We start from the raw sequence: 15,011 nt of genomic DNA on the forward strand, positions 1-15,011 counted from the left end.
CCCTCCACCATATTGAAGAAGCCAGCTCATTGAGCTGGCTTTTTTCGTTTCAGGATCTTGATAGCATAGTCCTACTACCACGAACCTTTCACTCCTCACCGAAACTCTGCTCGATTTAATACCTATCACAGTAAATAAGTGATCAGAAATAGCGTAGGGAAAATGCTTGAGAACAAGGCGCAATTTTTCGATAAGTAGTTATTCTGCAATCAAAAATTGCAACGCAGTTATCGAGTATTTTAACAAGCTAGAATGACCAGTTATTTACTACGATTGGTATAACCTATACTCAATCTCACTAAAGCAACCAACCCCATGTGAAGCTCCACAAACAAAAGGCTGAGGAGCAGATCTTTACCCTACAAACAATGTACTAGCTATTTTGATTTTGTTAGTTCGTATGGCCTTAATATGAATGTTCAATATAAATAGGAAAACACTTGAGGACTTACTAGAAAAAGTGGGCTCGCAAAATTACCAAACGGACTCAATTTGTGATGTTTGTATAAAAACACGTACAAGAAATATAAATGATAGATACAAAAAATCCCGCAGGGGATGCGGGATTTTTACTAGTGACTAAATTGGTTTAAAGGTGACTAGCCTTGAATACCAACGATTAACCATGGCGCATTAGGCGCAGTCAAGTCACGCTCTAGGTGCCAGATATCTTCGATTTCTTCTTCAACACCTTCTACTGTGTCACGGTAACGACCGCTAAACTGCAGACTAAGCTGTGCTTTATTTGCATCGTAATCAGCACGGACGATCTCCGCATCAACGTACATTACGTCAGTATGCTGCTCACCGTCGAGCTTCGCGCGCTCTGCTTTTAGGTCTTCAAACAAGCTTGGAGAAACATATTCTTCAATAGTTTCTAGCTGGTTGTGATTCCACGCACCTTGCAGGATTCGATAGTGTTCACGAGAACCATTAATGAACGCTGCTTGGTCAAAACCCGGTGGGTAGTTATGTGGTACGTCTGTTTGAGCGCCAAAACCACCAAAGCCACCATTATTTGTGTTTGGTTGTTGCTCAAAGTTTTGCATGTTTGGTTGCTCAAACTTAGATGCGTTGCCACCAAATGCAGGCTGTTGACGATGCTGGTTCATACTGCCCTGCTTCGCACCTAGCATACCGCGCATTAGTTTAAAGATGACAAAGGCAATCAAACCAATAATTAGGATATCCATAAACTGGATACCTTCAAAAGCACCGCCAAAGAATGCAGCAAGTAGACCACCAGCAAGAAGTCCGCCTAGCAGACCACCCATAAGGCCTTTCTTACTTGAAGACTTTGTCGTCTGATCTTTGCCGACCGTATTGGTGTTTTGTTGCTGTTGTTTCGGTGCTGGTGCAGTTTTGTAGCTCTTACCGAAAGACTTACTGCCACCAAACTTCTTCGCTTCCGCGATAGGCGTTACAGCAACAGTAAACATCAATAAAGCAACAATAGAAAATAAACGTTTCATCGTTATCCTTAAAGTTAGCTATCTAAGATAGTGCCCCATTTTCAAGACAAAACAATCGTTGCTTCAAACAGTAGCACGCCAAAGATGATTTTTAAGTCATCATACTCTGTATACCGATTGATGAAAATAGCTTATAGAAGCTGACATGTATCAGAATATTGCCAAAAATGCAGACTGCTCACACTGCTTACAATTCAGCTGAAGGCGCTTGATCAATGTAAAAAAAGTATGGAATAAGTTCACTAATACTCCAGATTGTTTTACTTGAATTAGAATCAGTGACACAGCTCAGAATCCTACACCTTGAGGACACTTGGACACATTGCCTTGTTGACGGTTAATAGGTAGCTGACTATCATATTGAACGATGTTCAATAAAGTAGTTTGAGAGTATGGCGCGCAGAAACGATCACACCCGAGAAGAGTTAGTGAATTTGACGTTAACAACGGTCAAAAACTTTTTAGATGAGAATTCTTACCACGAACTCAGTCTTCGTAAAATCGCTAACATGATTGGTTACGTGCCAAGCACATTGGTAAATGTTTTTGGTAATTATAATTTGTTGTTACTTCATGTTGTCGCTCAAACTTTAGATGAGTTATCTCAAGAAGCACGCAAAGCGACTAATGACAGCAAAGACTCCCATCAAGCGCTTTTTGAACTCGCTTATTGCTACCACGATTTTGCTCAAAAACACCCATACCGTTGGCAGTTAGTGTTCGAACACAACATGAATGGAGCAGAACTTCCGGAATGGCATGCCAAACGTATCGATGGTATGACGGGAATGCTAGAGTCACTATTGGCTCAAATCGCACCACATCGTACTGAATCCGAAGTGATTCAAGCGAGTCGAGTCCTTTGGTCTGGCGTACATGGCATTACTTTACTCAGTGTCGATGATAAGTTTTTCTCTAGTGAACCGATTGATGGCAAAGAGTTGATCAGTAATCTTCTTTCCAACTACCTCACGAACTGGTAACAAAGGATTATACATGTCATCCGACAGACAGCCGTCCTTACTTACGCAGAGAAAATTCCTGCCCTATTTCATTACTCAATTTTTTGGCGCTTTCAACGACAATATTTTTAAAAACGTTTTGCTGTTGTTTGTCGCATTCGCTGGCTCCAGTGCACTGCCTATTTCGAGCAATTTGTTCATCAACCTTGCGGCAGGCTTGTTCATTCTACCGTTCTTTCTGTTCTCTGCTTCCGCTGGCGTATTAGCCGACAAATATGAAAAGTCATGGTTTATTCGTAAGGTCAAACTATTTGAAATAGCCATCATGCTCTTGGGTGCCATCGGATTCATAACCGAAAGTTATGGTGTGCTTTTATTGCTACTGTTTTTAATGGGCACACAGTCAGCATTTTTTGGCCCAGTTAAATATGCCCTTTTGCCTCAAAAGTTAAATGCTAAAGAGTTAGTGCCCGGCAACGCTCTTGTTGAAGCTGGTACCTTTATCGCCATCCTTATTGGCACCTTAGGCGCTGGGATTATAGCCTCTGCAGACAACGCAAAATACCTCGCCGCATTTTGTGTCGTGATCTTCGCATTGTTAGGCTACTTGTCGAGCCGCTCAATCCCCTTTGCTGCAGCCAGCGCGCCCAATCTCTCTTTTCGTTGGCAACCATATAAGCAAACCAAACACACGCTCTCTATCGCCAAATCCGATCGAGTTGTTTTTCAATGCATAATGGCAATAAGCTGGTTTTGGTTTTTAGGCGCCGCATATCTAACACAATTCCCGAATTTCACTAAGATTTACCTAAATGGCACCGAGAGTGCGGTGTCTTTCTTGCTCGCTCTATTTTCCATTGGTATCGCGCTAGGGTCGCTACTTTGCAATTGGATCTCAAACCATCGTATCGAAGTCGGTATTGTGCCAATTGGTGCCTTTGGCATTACGGTATTTGGGTACCTAATGGCCACTTCCATTCCCAATGATCTACCTATTTTCCATAACTTTGTAGACTTCTTTAGATATGAGCCTTTTTGGCCATTATTTTTCTACCTATTGATGATTGGTGCTTCGGGTGGTTTGTTTATCGTGCCTCTTTACGCATTAATGCAGCATCGAGCAAAGGAAACCGAACGTGCTCAAGTCATCGCAGGGCTCAACATCTTTAACTCTCTGTTTATGGTCGGCAGCGCTGTCTTGGGTATTGTGTGCCTAAGTGTAATCAAGATGACAATTCCTCAGCTGTTTGCATTGCTAGCCATTTTAAATTTCTTAGTCGCCGCTTACATCTTTTTGCAAATTCCTATTTTTGTAGTTCGCTTTGTCATGTGGATGCTTACGCACACCATCTATCGAGTTAAGCATAAGAATCTACACAACCTACCCGAGCATGGTGGGGCATTGATTGTATGTAATCATGTAAGCTACATGGATGCATTGCTACTTAGTGCCGTATGCCCAAGGTTGATTCGTTTTGTGATGGAGGAAGATTACGCCAACCTACCTCCATTAAGGCGCTTTTTACGTCGAACTGGGGTAATTCCAATTTCAGCGAGTAACAGAAGCTCTATCAGACGTGCATTTAACGATGTGGAAGCTGCGCTAAGCGAAGGTCATATCGTCTGTATTTTCCCTGAAGGAAGATTAACTTCAGATGGTGAAATGAATGAATTCATGCGCGGTATTGATATAATCCTACGTCGTAGTCCAGTACCTGTCATACCTGTTGCACTTAAAGGCTTATGGGGAAGCTATTTCAGCCGCGCAAAAGGTCGCGCATGCTGTGGCTTACCGACTCGATTTTGGTCAAAGCTAGAAATAGAGGCAGGACAACCGGTGCCACCAAACGAGGCAACGGCAAAAACAATGTTCGATAAAGTGCATCAACTTAGAGGCGACTGGCGATAAATACACTTGAACACATGTTTAGGATAACTGAACATGTGTTCAAATCATTAAGACAAACTGACCACACCCAGTGCGATATACTCTCCCTTTCATTCACAACAGCGAATAAAAACCTTGAATAGAAACTACCTCCTGTTTGGATTGGCGTTACTTTTTTGTCTAACCCCTCTTGCCTCCTCTCCCATTGCTCTAGTTATCGGTTTTCTACTCGCAAGTTTTGGTTTTGTGCCTTCCGAGCTGCCCATCGCTTCTTTTACTAAAAAGCTGCTGTCTTACTCGATTATTGGCTTAGGCTTTGGCATCAACTTTGAGCAAGCACTTACAGTCACATCGGATGGTATCGGCCTGATCATCGCCACTATTACAGGCACACTGATCATGGGCACTCTCATTGCCAGGGTAATTAAATTGGAGCGAGTAACCGCTTACTTAATCTCATCAGGTACTGCAATTTGTGGTGGTAGCGCAATTGCTGCTGTGGCACCGGCGATTAAAGCGAAAGACGAGCAGATTGGATTAGCACTGGCAACAGTGTTTGTCCTGAACTCCATTGCACTCTTTGTGTTTCCTGTGATTGGACATGCTTTAGGGCTAGATCAACACACGTTTGGCACATGGGCTGCGATTGCCATTCATGACACATCTTCTGTTGTCGGGGCTGCCTCGGCCTATGGGGAAGAAGCACTAACGACGGCAACAACATTGAAACTCGCGCGCGCTTTATGGATCATTCCTGTTGCTTTGATCAGTGCCGTCATCTTTTCAAGAGGCCAAAAAGAGAATGGAAAGAAAAAACTAGCTATCCCTTATTTCATTTTTTGGTACTGTGCAGCTATCGCGTTTAGCGACTTCTTTCCTCAATTTGAAATGGTCTATCACGGCATTTTCATTGGAGCAAAGCAAGCGTTGGTTGTATGTCTGTTCTTGATAGGTTGCAGCATTTCAATTTCAAAACTAAAGTCAGCTGGAGCTAAGCCGCTGTTGTTTGGTGTGACTCTGTGGGTGTTAATTTCGACCACTTCTCTAAGTTGGTTACTGTTTTAGCTATTGGTGGTCTGCTTATCGCGTTGAGGGGACGGCATTTCCCGTTTGCTATTTTTGTATATAACGACCAACGCAATAGCGATCAAAAATGCCGTTAGCTCTGCAAGAGAGCGGGCTAGCCCTTCACTACTTATCGCGATACCAATTTGTAGTGCTACTGCCGCAATTAAAACTAGCTTTGCCATCCTGAACCTTATGCATTTTCTCTCCACGAAGAAGCATAATTATGATTCAGAGTTATAAGGATACGAAATTCTCTTTATGACTAATACATAGCAAAATTGACTAATGCTGAAGTGATGACAGCAGCCACTCTTTCACTGCCTTACGCGAAATTTTGATCCCACCTTCTAGTAGAGTTTGTGGCATTACGTGGTATTCCACTGGCCATTTAAACTTCTCTAATTTTGATTGCAAATGCTGGTCATACTCCGATTTGCTGCGCAATCCATTGGTCTGAATCACAGCTACTGGTCTATGACCAAACTCCGCGTCTTCGACTGGAACCACTATACTCTGCACTACACCATCAATTTGGTTCAAAGCGGCTTCAATCTCTTCACAATGGATATTCTCACCACCAGAGATAAACTGATTGTCGGCACGGCCGATTATCTTTAATTCATCACCTTGCCACTCGCCAAGATCTTTGCTGTCAAACCAGCCTTTCTCATCCAGAAATGGGGTAACATGTCCTTGATGGAAATACCCTGCCGCTAATGTCTTACCGCCAACAAAAATGCGTTGGTCAACTAATTTTATCTTACGGTGCTTCAATACATGTCCAGCATTACTGGTGCTGTCAATTCTCTTTGCGGTAACGGTAGAGGCCGCCTCCGTCATCCCATAACCTAACCATGTCTCAATGCCTTGCCCTGTTGCTCGTAGTGCCAACTCGTGATCAACGTGGCTGCCGCCCAGTAGCACATGTGTCAATGACAAATGTGCATCATCATCCAATAACCGTTTGAGCTGAGTCGCAACCAAAGAAGCGTGTGATACGCCCTGAACATCATCAACAAGTTTCCCTGAACCGACTTTTAGTGTTGCTCCGACATATAGCCAACGATAGACAATCGCTAATCCAGAGACGTGATACAGCGGAAGCGATAACAGCCAAGCATCTTGCTGAGTGAAAATGAACTCCTGCAACAAGCCCTCTGCAGACGCAAGATGCTGTCGATGTGTATGAACCACAGCTTTAGGCTCCCCTGTAGAGCCAGAAGTAAATACTACTGAAGCGAGCCGGTCATGATGATAGCTATCTTCAGTCAACGAATCACTCTCTTGCTGTGATACTACAGGCGGTGAAAGCAATGTTGCCTTGAGTTTTTGTATATCATGTTCAGAAAAGATCGAAGCGCACTCCTGAGAAAACCAGATAAACCGAGTTTGATCAGGCCTGTAAAGTGTAGCAAGCTTACTCTGCAACTTATCTAGTGGTTGTTCCATGGTCAGCGCAGCGAGCGCGCCTAACTGTTTGGAGGCAAGATAAAACAACAGTGTTTCTACTTGGTTCTTGCCAACCAAAGTCAGCACATCCCCCCGAGTTACACCCAAGTCATTCAAATAGTGAGTGTATTGGTCAATACGCTTCGAGAGTTGTTGCCAGTTTAATACTTCTGTTGATGTCTCGAGTGCAATAGAAAAAGGGCTCGTTTGAGCCCAATATTTCCATGGTGCCTTCGCAATATTGTCTACGCAGAATGCCACACAATCTCCTGGTCTTTTAGAGGAAGAACGGGAAGTTCACACTTAGGCCAGCCCTGCTCTAGCTGAGCTTTGAATAAGCCAATCGTATCCAAACCTGGAACTTCATCAGGCAGCTGCCATTGGGCAAAGCGCGCTAATTGAGTTAAACCGAGACTGGATTCAATGCTCGAGCTAATCACTGCTTTCATCCCCAGTGACTTCGCTTTCTCTATCAGTGTAATACAAAAATCCACTGAACCAATGAGTGTGGGTTTGATGATGATCGTTTTCACACCAGTTAGATCTTCAAGACGGAAATCTTCACGACGAACCGCATCTTGCAATGTTTCATCCCAAGCGATAGCAATACCAGTATTAATCGCAAAAGAGAGACTATCGCCAGGAGAGCGGCACGGCTCTTCTAGAAACGTGATTCGTTGACGCAGAGACGGAGCAATGTACTTAGCGAACTGCTGCGCTTTTTCTGGTGTCCAAGCGCGATTGGCATCGAGTCGAAGCGTTAATTGAGGGATTGATTCAAGAAAAAGGTTCACAAGCATGCCATCGCGAATTGGCTCATAAAGTCCAACTTTCACCTTAGCGACTTTCTCACCTTCCATTTCGTTCAGCTTTGGAATGAGCTCATCTGGGTCGCCAGTGCATAGTGGCGCTGTTTGGTATTTACCTTGTTGTGGTAAACCACCAGCTAATTCAAGTTGTGCCATCGATAAACCAAACGCAACCGATGGGTACATATTGGCATAATCCACATCCAACTCTGCTACCCAACGCTCCGCCTGTTCTTGTAGCTGAACACCCGCATCTTCGGTGCTCTCTAAGCTAAAACCAGGAAGAGGAGCGACTTCTCCAAACCCTGTTTTACCATCTTCGGAAAGCGCAACAACATAACCAACACGTTCGGTTAGCTTGTTGTCACGTAGGATGACACCACTATCCATGGGCAAGCTATAACGATAAATTTTCGCTTCACGCATAATTCAAGTCCTATGTAATGCCGTATATTTGAGCGTTCTGACGAGCAATCCCACCAGCCTCCCAGAGGGCGAGGCGCTCAGGAAAAAAGGAACAGAGGAGCTAACACGCTCCTCATTTAGACGGATTATGGGTTGCGAGGGAATTTATCGAAGTCTGGGCGACGCTTCTCGTTAAAGGCGTTACGACCTTCTTGGCCTTCATCAGTCATGTAGAACATCATCGTTGCGTTACCCGCTAGCTCTTGCAGACCCGCTTGACCATCACAATCTGCGTTTAATGCAGCTTTCAGGCAGCGCAATGCCATTGGGCTGTGCTGTAGTACTTCACGACACCAACGAACGGTTTCTTTCTCTAGATCCGCTAGTGGTACAACTGTGTTTACTAGGCCCATGTCTACCGCTTCTTGAGCATTGTAGAAACGACATAGGAACCAAATTTCGCGAGCTTTCTTTTGGCCTACGATGCGAGCCATGTAAGATGCACCCCAACCACCATCAAATGAACCCACTTTAGGGCCTGTTTGACCAAATTGAGCGTTGTCAGCTGCAATCGTTAGGTCACACATCATGTGCAGAACATGACCACCGCCCACAGCCCAACCTGCTACCGATGCGATCACTGGTTTTGGACAAGTACGAATATCACGTTGGAAGTCCAATACGTTTAGGTGGTGCGTACCTTGGTCGTCTTTGTAGCCGCCGTAGTCGCCGCGGATCTTCTGGTCACCGCCAGAACAGAATGCGTCTTCACCTAGACCTGTCAGAATGATCACGCCAACACCAGAGTCGTAACGCGCATCTGCCAACGCATCAATCATCTCTTTTACCGTTTGAGGACGAAACGCGTTACGCACTTGAGGACGCGCAATGGTGATTTTCGCGATACCATCTTCAGACTTATGGTAATGAATGTCCTCGTATTTCTCGCCGCAATCTTTCCATTGAACCGGAGCGTAAAGTTCTTCTTCAGAAATGCCTACTGTTTTAGCCATGGTGATTCCCATTGTTCTCGTTACTCTCACCAAAGTGAGACTGAATTATTTGCTTGGTATGTATCGCAAACTGTTTGGGCTGCTCTTGATGGACGTTATGACCAGCGCCTTCAACTTGTCGATACGCCAACCCGCTACGTTGTGCCAGTTGGCTAAATTTTTGGTCTTTCTCACCACACAAGTAATACACTGGTATGTTCTGCTTTTGCAGTGAGGGCAACAAATATGCCTGTTTGGCTAACGATGTCGCCATCAACATATTCGCCACCGCTGAGCCAAGATTATCACTTCGCTTCGCAATGAATGTTTGTCTTTGCTCATGGTTTAGTGAAGAAAACACCGCTTGTTGGTACCAATCGTTCAAAACACGTTCAAGTGGTTCAGTTTTGAAACGCATTGCCCAGCGAGCATCATTCTCTAATCTCACCTGTTTCTCTGACTCAGTTTGAAGCCCGAAGTTTCCCCCTTCAATAATCGCGCCTGCAATATTGAGATCTGGAAAGCATTGATGGGCAATACCATGCATCGCAATGCGGCCGCCCATAGAGTATCCAATCAAAATAAGTGGTTGTTGTGAGGGAAATAATAAAGATAGTGTGGAACCAAGAAGTTTGCAGCAATCATTTAAATCGCAGCAAAAAATAGATTGGCTGCGTCCGTGACCAGGAAGGTCAACCGTAACACGTTCATATTCGGGTAATGCATTTAAACACGCGAGCCAATCGGCACCGCTACCGAGTAAGCCATGCAAAAACACCAAAGTGGGCAACGTTCTACTTTGGTGTTTTTCTAATACAGGGAAACGTTCAAAGTAAAGCATTCAGACTCTTATTAAATGCCTTGAGTGTCTCAGCAGCTTGATTAGGTGGGGTTTGAACCTCGACCAGCAACGTGCCTTGGCGGTGACATAAATGCTCTTTTACAGATGATTGGAATTGCTCCAGTGTAGAAACATGCAAATACGCCAAACCAAACTGCTTTGCCGCGTGTTCAAACTGATAACCATGAGGCATTTGATAATATGTCGTCCTGCGCTCTGGTGGTACTGGCAACATATCAAAAATCGCACCGCCGTCATTATTAGTAACAACAAGTACCGCCGGCAGTTTATTGTGAGAAAATAGCGCCAGAGAATTGAGATCATAAAGTGCTGCTGTGTCACCGATATACATCAGTAACGGATTACCTCTTGCCCGTTGCACGCCTGATGCCGTAGCAAACAAACCGTCAATCCCTGACGCGCCTCGATTAGTGAAAACCTCTACACCATCAAATTTTCCGTACATATCAACAAGCCGAACAAACAAGCTATTACCCAAGAAAACATCTACGTTCTTTGTGCGCTCGTTGATGTCTGCTGCCAACGCAATTTCGTCAATGGCAGACGCTGAATCAGATAGGAAGGCTTCTTCGATACGTTGATGAACTCGCTTAACGTCACTCGCTAACCTATCAGCCCACCCAGCAAATATTGACTTCTCAAAACTAATGCGAGAAACCCACGTTTGAGGAGGCTCAACCCAGTGCATTTGCGCCAGATGATTTTGGTTATTCCGGTCCATACAAGGTGAGACATACCAATACTGAACGTCTTTATCTTGTTGACTCTGCGAAACTTGTTTATCAATCCAATGATTCAAACGTTTGGAGATGATTCGGCTACCAAACTGGATAATAAGTTCACAAGACTCAAGCTCGTTTACGAACTCGGGACGTTGAAGCCATACATCGTAATGCGCCCAATCCGAACTCAAACCACTTTGCGGGTCTGCAAGTACCGGCCATCCCATTTTTTGTGCAAACGCCTGCGCCGAACGCGCTTGTTCAAGCGGTAAGCTGCCAATCACAACCAACCCTTTTTTGTCTGAGCAAGACGGGATGTTCGCCTGTGACAAATGGCTAAAACGCTGAGTATAAGTGCCGCTTCCTTTTCGCCATCCGGCGACCGAATCTAAGTAGGTTTGATAATCCGCTTTTGCGCCGTTGGAATACAAAGGCTCTGGAAATGCACAATTAATATGAACAGCACTACCCTGCAATTTCTGAGTAAACATCACTTCGTCAACAGAGGTCAGCAACCAGTTAAGCGACGTTGCTAAATTTGGGCTTGGTAAATTCAAACTGGCCGAAACATGATGTGAAAAAATACCCAATTGATTTATCGCTTGGTTTGCACCACAGCCGACAAGTTCTACTGGACGATCTGCTGTCAGCAGCACCAGTTTTTCACCAGTAAGTTTGGCTTCGGCAACCGACGGTAATAGGTTCGCCACTGCCGTACCAGAGGTAACGATAATTGCCACTGGCTCCTGAGTAGCTTTCGCTAAACCAAGAGCCATAAAGCCCAGTCCACGCTCATCAAAATGAGTATGAATGGAAAAGTCGGACTGTTCTGCCGCTTCTAAAGTTAAAGGAGTAGAACGAGATCCGGGAGCGATACAAACATGCTTAACGCCAAATCGCTGAAGCTCAATCAATATGGTTTCTGACCAAACTCGATTGAGCACCGCTTGGTCATGACTCATGATGCGACTCCCAATGGCGGATGATCAGAAATCAGCGTAAGTAACGTCGACATTTTCTTATCAAGTTCTGCCCACTCATGTTCTGCAATGGAGCCTGGAACAATCCCTGCGCCCGCAAACAGTTGTACTTGCTCACCGAGCACAAGCGCACTTCTGATTGCGACACAAAACTCTGCACGCTCATGGCTAATGTAACCCATAGAGCCTGCATACCAGCCGCGTGCAAACGGCTCATTATCAAGAATAAACTGCATGGACTCTTGTCGGGGTAAGCCAGCAACCGCCGCTGTTGGCTGAAGCGCCGATAACAACTGAACACCATTTATCCCCGCTCTTAGACTAGCGTGAATATTTCGCTTAAGGTGCTGCACTTTTCGTAGTCTGACCAAACTCGGTTCAGCTTCCACTTCAACCATTTCAGAATGCGGTGATAGACGGTCAATGATGTCGTCCACCACATACTGGTTTTCGTTGAGGTTCTTTTGGTCTTGGGATAACCAATTCGCCAACTCCATATCTTGAGTGGCATTGTCCCCCCGACCAATCGTACCTGCTAACGCTTCGGTATGTAGCTCATGCCCTACGCGAGAATACAAACGTTCTGGCGTAGACCCCATAAAACTGTGCTTACTGTCTAAGCTCAGCATGAAATGGAAGCTATGATGGTTATTTAAGTAACTTGCTTTAAGTAGCTGTGCAGCACTTAATGTGTTATCAAGCTGCACGGTAGAGCGACGCGCTAAAACCACTTTCTTAAAATCATCATTCTCTATACCAGTCAGAACCTTATGAACTAACTCATTCCATTGAGGCTGACTTGGCGTATGAACAATAGAGCGGATGTGAGACGAAATTGGAGCTAAGGTCGCGACCTCACAAACCAGTTTATTCAACCCAGCTAGAGTTCGCGATTTGTCTTCTGAAATATTAACTGCGAGAGACCACTGTTGGTCAAAACGAATTAACTCAATTTGAGGCAAAAAGAAAAAAGAAGGCATACAGCGGCGATTCTTCTCATGCTGTCCATCAAAAGAGCGCCCGCCCCAGACTCTTTGCCCTTCACCTAGAATGGTATAAGCAGGACCTGGCTCAACAAAAGCGTGCAATTGCCCTAGTGCAACGACCTCTTCACGTGTATCGCGGGACTGCCAATAAAACTTAGGGAAAAGTGGTTGTGCATCAAGCCAATCAATAAATGAGAAATTAGGTTTCTCACTAAGGGGCTCGACCAGACGTGTTTGATTGCCTTCCGATTGCTGAACTCGCTCGATAATTCTCTTTACGGCTTGATGGAACTGTGACAAATCAACCTCGTTGTATGTGAGGATAAATGGTAACTGACGGCTACTCTAAGTTTAGACCCAAAGCAAATCAAGGTCGTATGCGATCTTTTGCAAAATCCTGTGATAGCAAGCGAGCAAAACTTAACCAGCAGAAAGATTATTTACAGATATATATTCTAATAAAAAACAAATTATTGTATTTTAATAAAGAAATTAACGAATTTTTAGGAATTAAACAATGCAAAATATCGGGATGTCGTCAAAACTCGACAATGTCTGCTACGACATTAGGGGTCCTGTACTCAAACATGCTAAGCGCATGGAGGAAGAAGGGCATAAAATCCTAAAGCTAAACATTGGTAACCCTGCCCCATTTGGTTTTGACGCCCCTGATGAGATTTTAGTCGACGTGATTCGTAATCTGCCGACTTCTCAAGGCTATTGTGATTCCAAAGGTATTTACTCTGCTCGTAAAGCTGTGGTCCAACACTATCAGCGTAAAGGTATACGCTCGCTAGATGTCGAAGATGTGTATGTAGGTAACGGCGTGTCTGAGTTGATCGTAATGGCCATGCAAGCGCTATTAAACAATGGCGACGAAATGCTGATCCCAGCACCAGACTATCCGTTATGGACAGCTTCAGTTGCACTATCTGGTGGTAAGCCGGTTCATTATCTATGTGATGAAGAGGCTGACTGGTACCCAGACCTTGAAGACATCAAAAAGAAAATCACACCAAAGACACGTGGCATTGTTCTGATCAACCCGAACAACCCGACAGGTGCGGTATACAGCCGTGACTTCCTACTTGAAGTAATTGAGATAGCACGCAAGCACAAACTGATCATTTTCGCAGATGAGATCTACGACAAAGTGTTGTACGACGGTGCAACACATACCTCAGTCGCCACACTCACTGAAGACGTGCTAGTCATGACATTCAATGGCCTTTCAAAAGCCTACCGTGTTTGTGGTTTCCGTGGTGGCTGGATGTTCCTAACGGGGCCTAAACATCTGGCTCAAGGGTACGTGAATGGCTTGGAGCTGCTTTCATCGATGCGTTTATGTGCAAACGTACCAATGCAACATGCCATTCAAACCGCGTTAGGTGGATACCAGAGTATCAATGAACTGATTTTACCTGGCGGACGCTTATTAGAGCAGCGCAACCGAGCGTATGAATTGATCAATCAGATTCCTGGTGTTTCTTGTGTCAAACCTAAGGGTGCGATGTACCTCTTCCCGAAAATCGACACTAAAATGTACAACATCAAGAACGATCAGCAGATGGTTTTAGATTTCTTAAAACAAGAGAAGGTCTTACTGGTGCAAGGTTCCGGTTTTAACTGGCCAAAACCAGACCACTTCCGCATCGTGACACTACCGCACGTTGAAGATCTAGAAATCGCTATTGGACGTTTTGAAAGATTCCTATCAACCTACAGCCAGTAATGAATCACTGGTAGTAATTAGTGCTGATCTCTCATATGCTTAGAGGAACTCCTAGTGAGTTCCTTTTTTTACACCAGAAACGGAGAAAGCCATGAAAGAAAGCCATTTTTTCGCCCACCTGGCTCGAATGAAGCTGATCCAACGCTGGCCTTTAATGCGGTCCGTCTCACCAGAAAACGTTTCAGAGCATAGCTTACAAGTTGCTTTTGTCGCTCATGCCCTTGCCCTAATTAAAAACAAAAAGTTCGGCGGCAACCTTAATCCAGAACGCATCGCTATTCTTGCCATGTACCATGATTCCAGTGAAGTATTAACGGGTGATCTTCCAACTCCAGTGAAGTATTACAATCCTGAAATTGCCAAAGAATATAAGAAGATAGAATCGGCAGCGGAACAAAAATTACTCTCAATGTTACCGGAAGAGTTCCACGATGATTTTGCCCCCTATCTTCTTTCTCACTCTGCACACGAAGAGGACGCAAAAATCGTTAAGCAAGCCGATTCCATCTGTGCCTATTTAAAATGTCTTGAAGAACTAAGCGCCGGCAACCATGAGTTCGCTCTGGCAAAAAAACGCTTAGACGTCACTTTGCAAGAACGCAGAACGCCTGAAATGGATTACTTTCTCAATACCTTTGCCCCAAGTTTCGAGTTATCGTTAGATGAAATCAGTTAGCTTACGGA

Annotated in this window: 13 protein-coding genes; 5 read left to right on the plus strand and 8 right to left on the minus strand. The window is 44.6% G+C overall.

Annotated features, from left to right (window positions below; genetic code table 11):
• Nucleotides 1–599: 599 nt before the first annotated feature.
• Nucleotides 600–1,472 carry a Tim44 domain-containing protein gene (locus tag R7035_RS13340; RefSeq protein WP_005384268.1) on the minus strand — a complete coding sequence of 291 codons (873 nt, stop codon included), beginning with the start codon at nt 1,470–1,472 and terminating at the stop codon, nt 600–602.
• A gap of 392 nt (nt 1,473–1,864) precedes the next feature.
• Here R7035_RS13340 and R7035_RS13345 point away from each other — a divergent pair, with 392 nt between their 5' ends.
• The 3 genes from R7035_RS13345 to R7035_RS13355 all read left to right on the plus strand — a co-directional run bounded on the left by R7035_RS13345 (nt 1,865) and on the right by R7035_RS13355 (nt 5,387).
• On the plus strand, nt 1,865–2,455 hold the full coding sequence (locus R7035_RS13345; protein WP_005382308.1) for a TetR/AcrR family transcriptional regulator: 591 nt from the start codon (nt 1,865–1,867) through the stop codon (nt 2,453–2,455).
• Nucleotides 2,456–2,468: 13 nt separating this feature from the next.
• Nucleotides 2,469–4,343 (plus strand): MFS transporter, encoded by a 1,875-nt coding sequence (locus R7035_RS13350; protein ID WP_115385834.1) that lies wholly within the window; start codon nt 2,469–2,471, stop codon nt 4,341–4,343.
• A gap of 114 nt (nt 4,344–4,457) precedes the next feature.
• Nucleotides 4,458–5,387, plus strand: a complete 930-nt coding sequence (locus R7035_RS13355) for a YeiH family protein (protein WP_115385833.1) — start codon at nt 4,458–4,460, stop codon at nt 5,385–5,387.
• Here R7035_RS13355 and R7035_RS13360 read toward each other — a convergent pair.
• The 7 genes from R7035_RS13360 to R7035_RS13390 form a co-directional block, all read right to left on the minus strand.
• On the minus strand, nt 5,384–5,572 hold the full coding sequence (locus R7035_RS13360; protein ID WP_213965681.1) for a hypothetical protein: 189 nt from the start codon (nt 5,570–5,572) through the stop codon (nt 5,384–5,386). The two genes, R7035_RS13355 and R7035_RS13360, sit on opposite strands and share 4 nt — an antisense overlap.
• Nucleotides 5,573–5,672: 100 nt before the next feature.
• Complete coding sequence (gene menE, locus R7035_RS13365) at nt 5,673–7,100, minus strand: o-succinylbenzoate--CoA ligase (RefSeq protein WP_017634657.1); 1,428 nt, start codon at nt 7,098–7,100, stop codon at nt 5,673–5,675.
• Nucleotides 7,085–8,074 (minus strand): o-succinylbenzoate synthase, encoded by a 990-nt coding sequence (gene menC / locus R7035_RS13370; RefSeq protein WP_213867089.1) that lies wholly within the window; start codon nt 8,072–8,074, stop codon nt 7,085–7,087. Before menC ends, menE begins: the two co-directional genes overlap by 16 nt.
• A 125-nt stretch (nt 8,075–8,199) precedes the next feature.
• Nucleotides 8,200–9,066, minus strand: a complete 867-nt coding sequence (gene menB / locus R7035_RS13375) for a 1,4-dihydroxy-2-naphthoyl-CoA synthase (RefSeq protein ID WP_005382318.1) — start codon at nt 9,064–9,066, stop codon at nt 8,200–8,202.
• Entirely contained in the window at nt 9,059–9,886 is an 828-nt protein-coding gene (gene menH / locus R7035_RS13380; protein WP_054730126.1) for a 2-succinyl-6-hydroxy-2,4-cyclohexadiene-1-carboxylate synthase, read from the minus strand. Before menH ends, menB begins: the two co-directional genes overlap by 8 nt.
• Entirely contained in the window at nt 9,873–11,591 is a 1,719-nt protein-coding gene (gene menD / locus R7035_RS13385; RefSeq protein ID WP_256901319.1) for a 2-succinyl-5-enolpyruvyl-6-hydroxy-3-cyclohexene-1-carboxylic-acid synthase, read from the minus strand. Before menD ends, menH begins: the two co-directional genes overlap by 14 nt.
• Nucleotides 11,588–12,895, minus strand: coding sequence for an isochorismate synthase MenF (locus R7035_RS13390; protein WP_206958152.1), 1,308 nt, complete (start codon nt 12,893–12,895; stop codon nt 11,588–11,590). The genes menD and R7035_RS13390 overlap by 4 nt, the downstream gene beginning before the upstream one ends.
• A gap of 217 nt (nt 12,896–13,112) precedes the next feature.
• Here R7035_RS13390 and R7035_RS13395 point away from each other — a divergent pair, with 217 nt between their 5' ends.
• Nucleotides 13,113–14,327 (plus strand): pyridoxal phosphate-dependent aminotransferase, encoded by a 1,215-nt coding sequence (locus tag R7035_RS13395; protein ID WP_053303263.1) that lies wholly within the window; start codon nt 13,113–13,115, stop codon nt 14,325–14,327.
• A 91-nt stretch (nt 14,328–14,418) separates the two neighbouring features.
• On the plus strand, nt 14,419–15,003 hold the full coding sequence (gene yfbR, locus R7035_RS13400; RefSeq protein ID WP_017634778.1) for a 5'-deoxynucleotidase: 585 nt from the start codon (nt 14,419–14,421) through the stop codon (nt 15,001–15,003).
• Nucleotides 15,004–15,011 lie beyond the last annotated feature (8 nt).

The sequence above is a fragment of the Vibrio sp. 1731 genome (assembly GCF_033339955.1).
GTDB lineage: Bacteria > Pseudomonadota > Gammaproteobacteria > Enterobacterales > Vibrionaceae > Vibrio > Vibrio alginolyticus.

Coding starts and splice junctions, on each gene's coding strand:
- menH (WP_054730126.1), bottom strand. CDS start 9,886: ATGCTTTACTTTGAACGTTTCCCTGTATTAGAAAAACACCAAAGTAGA.
- R7035_RS13345 (WP_005382308.1), top strand. CDS start 1,865: ATGGCGCGCAGAAACGATCACACCCGAGAAGAGTTAGTGAATTTGACG.
- R7035_RS13350 (WP_115385834.1), top strand. CDS start 2,469: ATGTCATCCGACAGACAGCCGTCCTTACTTACGCAGAGAAAATTCCTG.
- R7035_RS13360 (WP_213965681.1), bottom strand. CDS start 5,572: ATGGCAAAGCTAGTTTTAATTGCGGCAGTAGCACTACAAATTGGTATC.
- menD (WP_256901319.1), bottom strand. CDS start 11,591: ATGAGTCATGACCAAGCGGTGCTCAATCGAGTTTGGTCAGAAACCATA.
- menB (WP_005382318.1), bottom strand. CDS start 9,066: ATGGCTAAAACAGTAGGCATTTCTGAAGAAGAACTTTACGCTCCGGTT.
- menC (WP_213867089.1), bottom strand. CDS start 8,074: ATGCGTGAAGCGAAAATTTATCGTTATAGCTTGCCCATGGATAGTGGT.
- R7035_RS13395 (WP_053303263.1), top strand. CDS start 13,113: ATGCAAAATATCGGGATGTCGTCAAAACTCGACAATGTCTGCTACGAC.
- yfbR (WP_017634778.1), top strand. CDS start 14,419: ATGAAAGAAAGCCATTTTTTCGCCCACCTGGCTCGAATGAAGCTGATC.
- R7035_RS13340 (WP_005384268.1), bottom strand. CDS start 1,472: ATGAAACGTTTATTTTCTATTGTTGCTTTATTGATGTTTACTGTTGCT.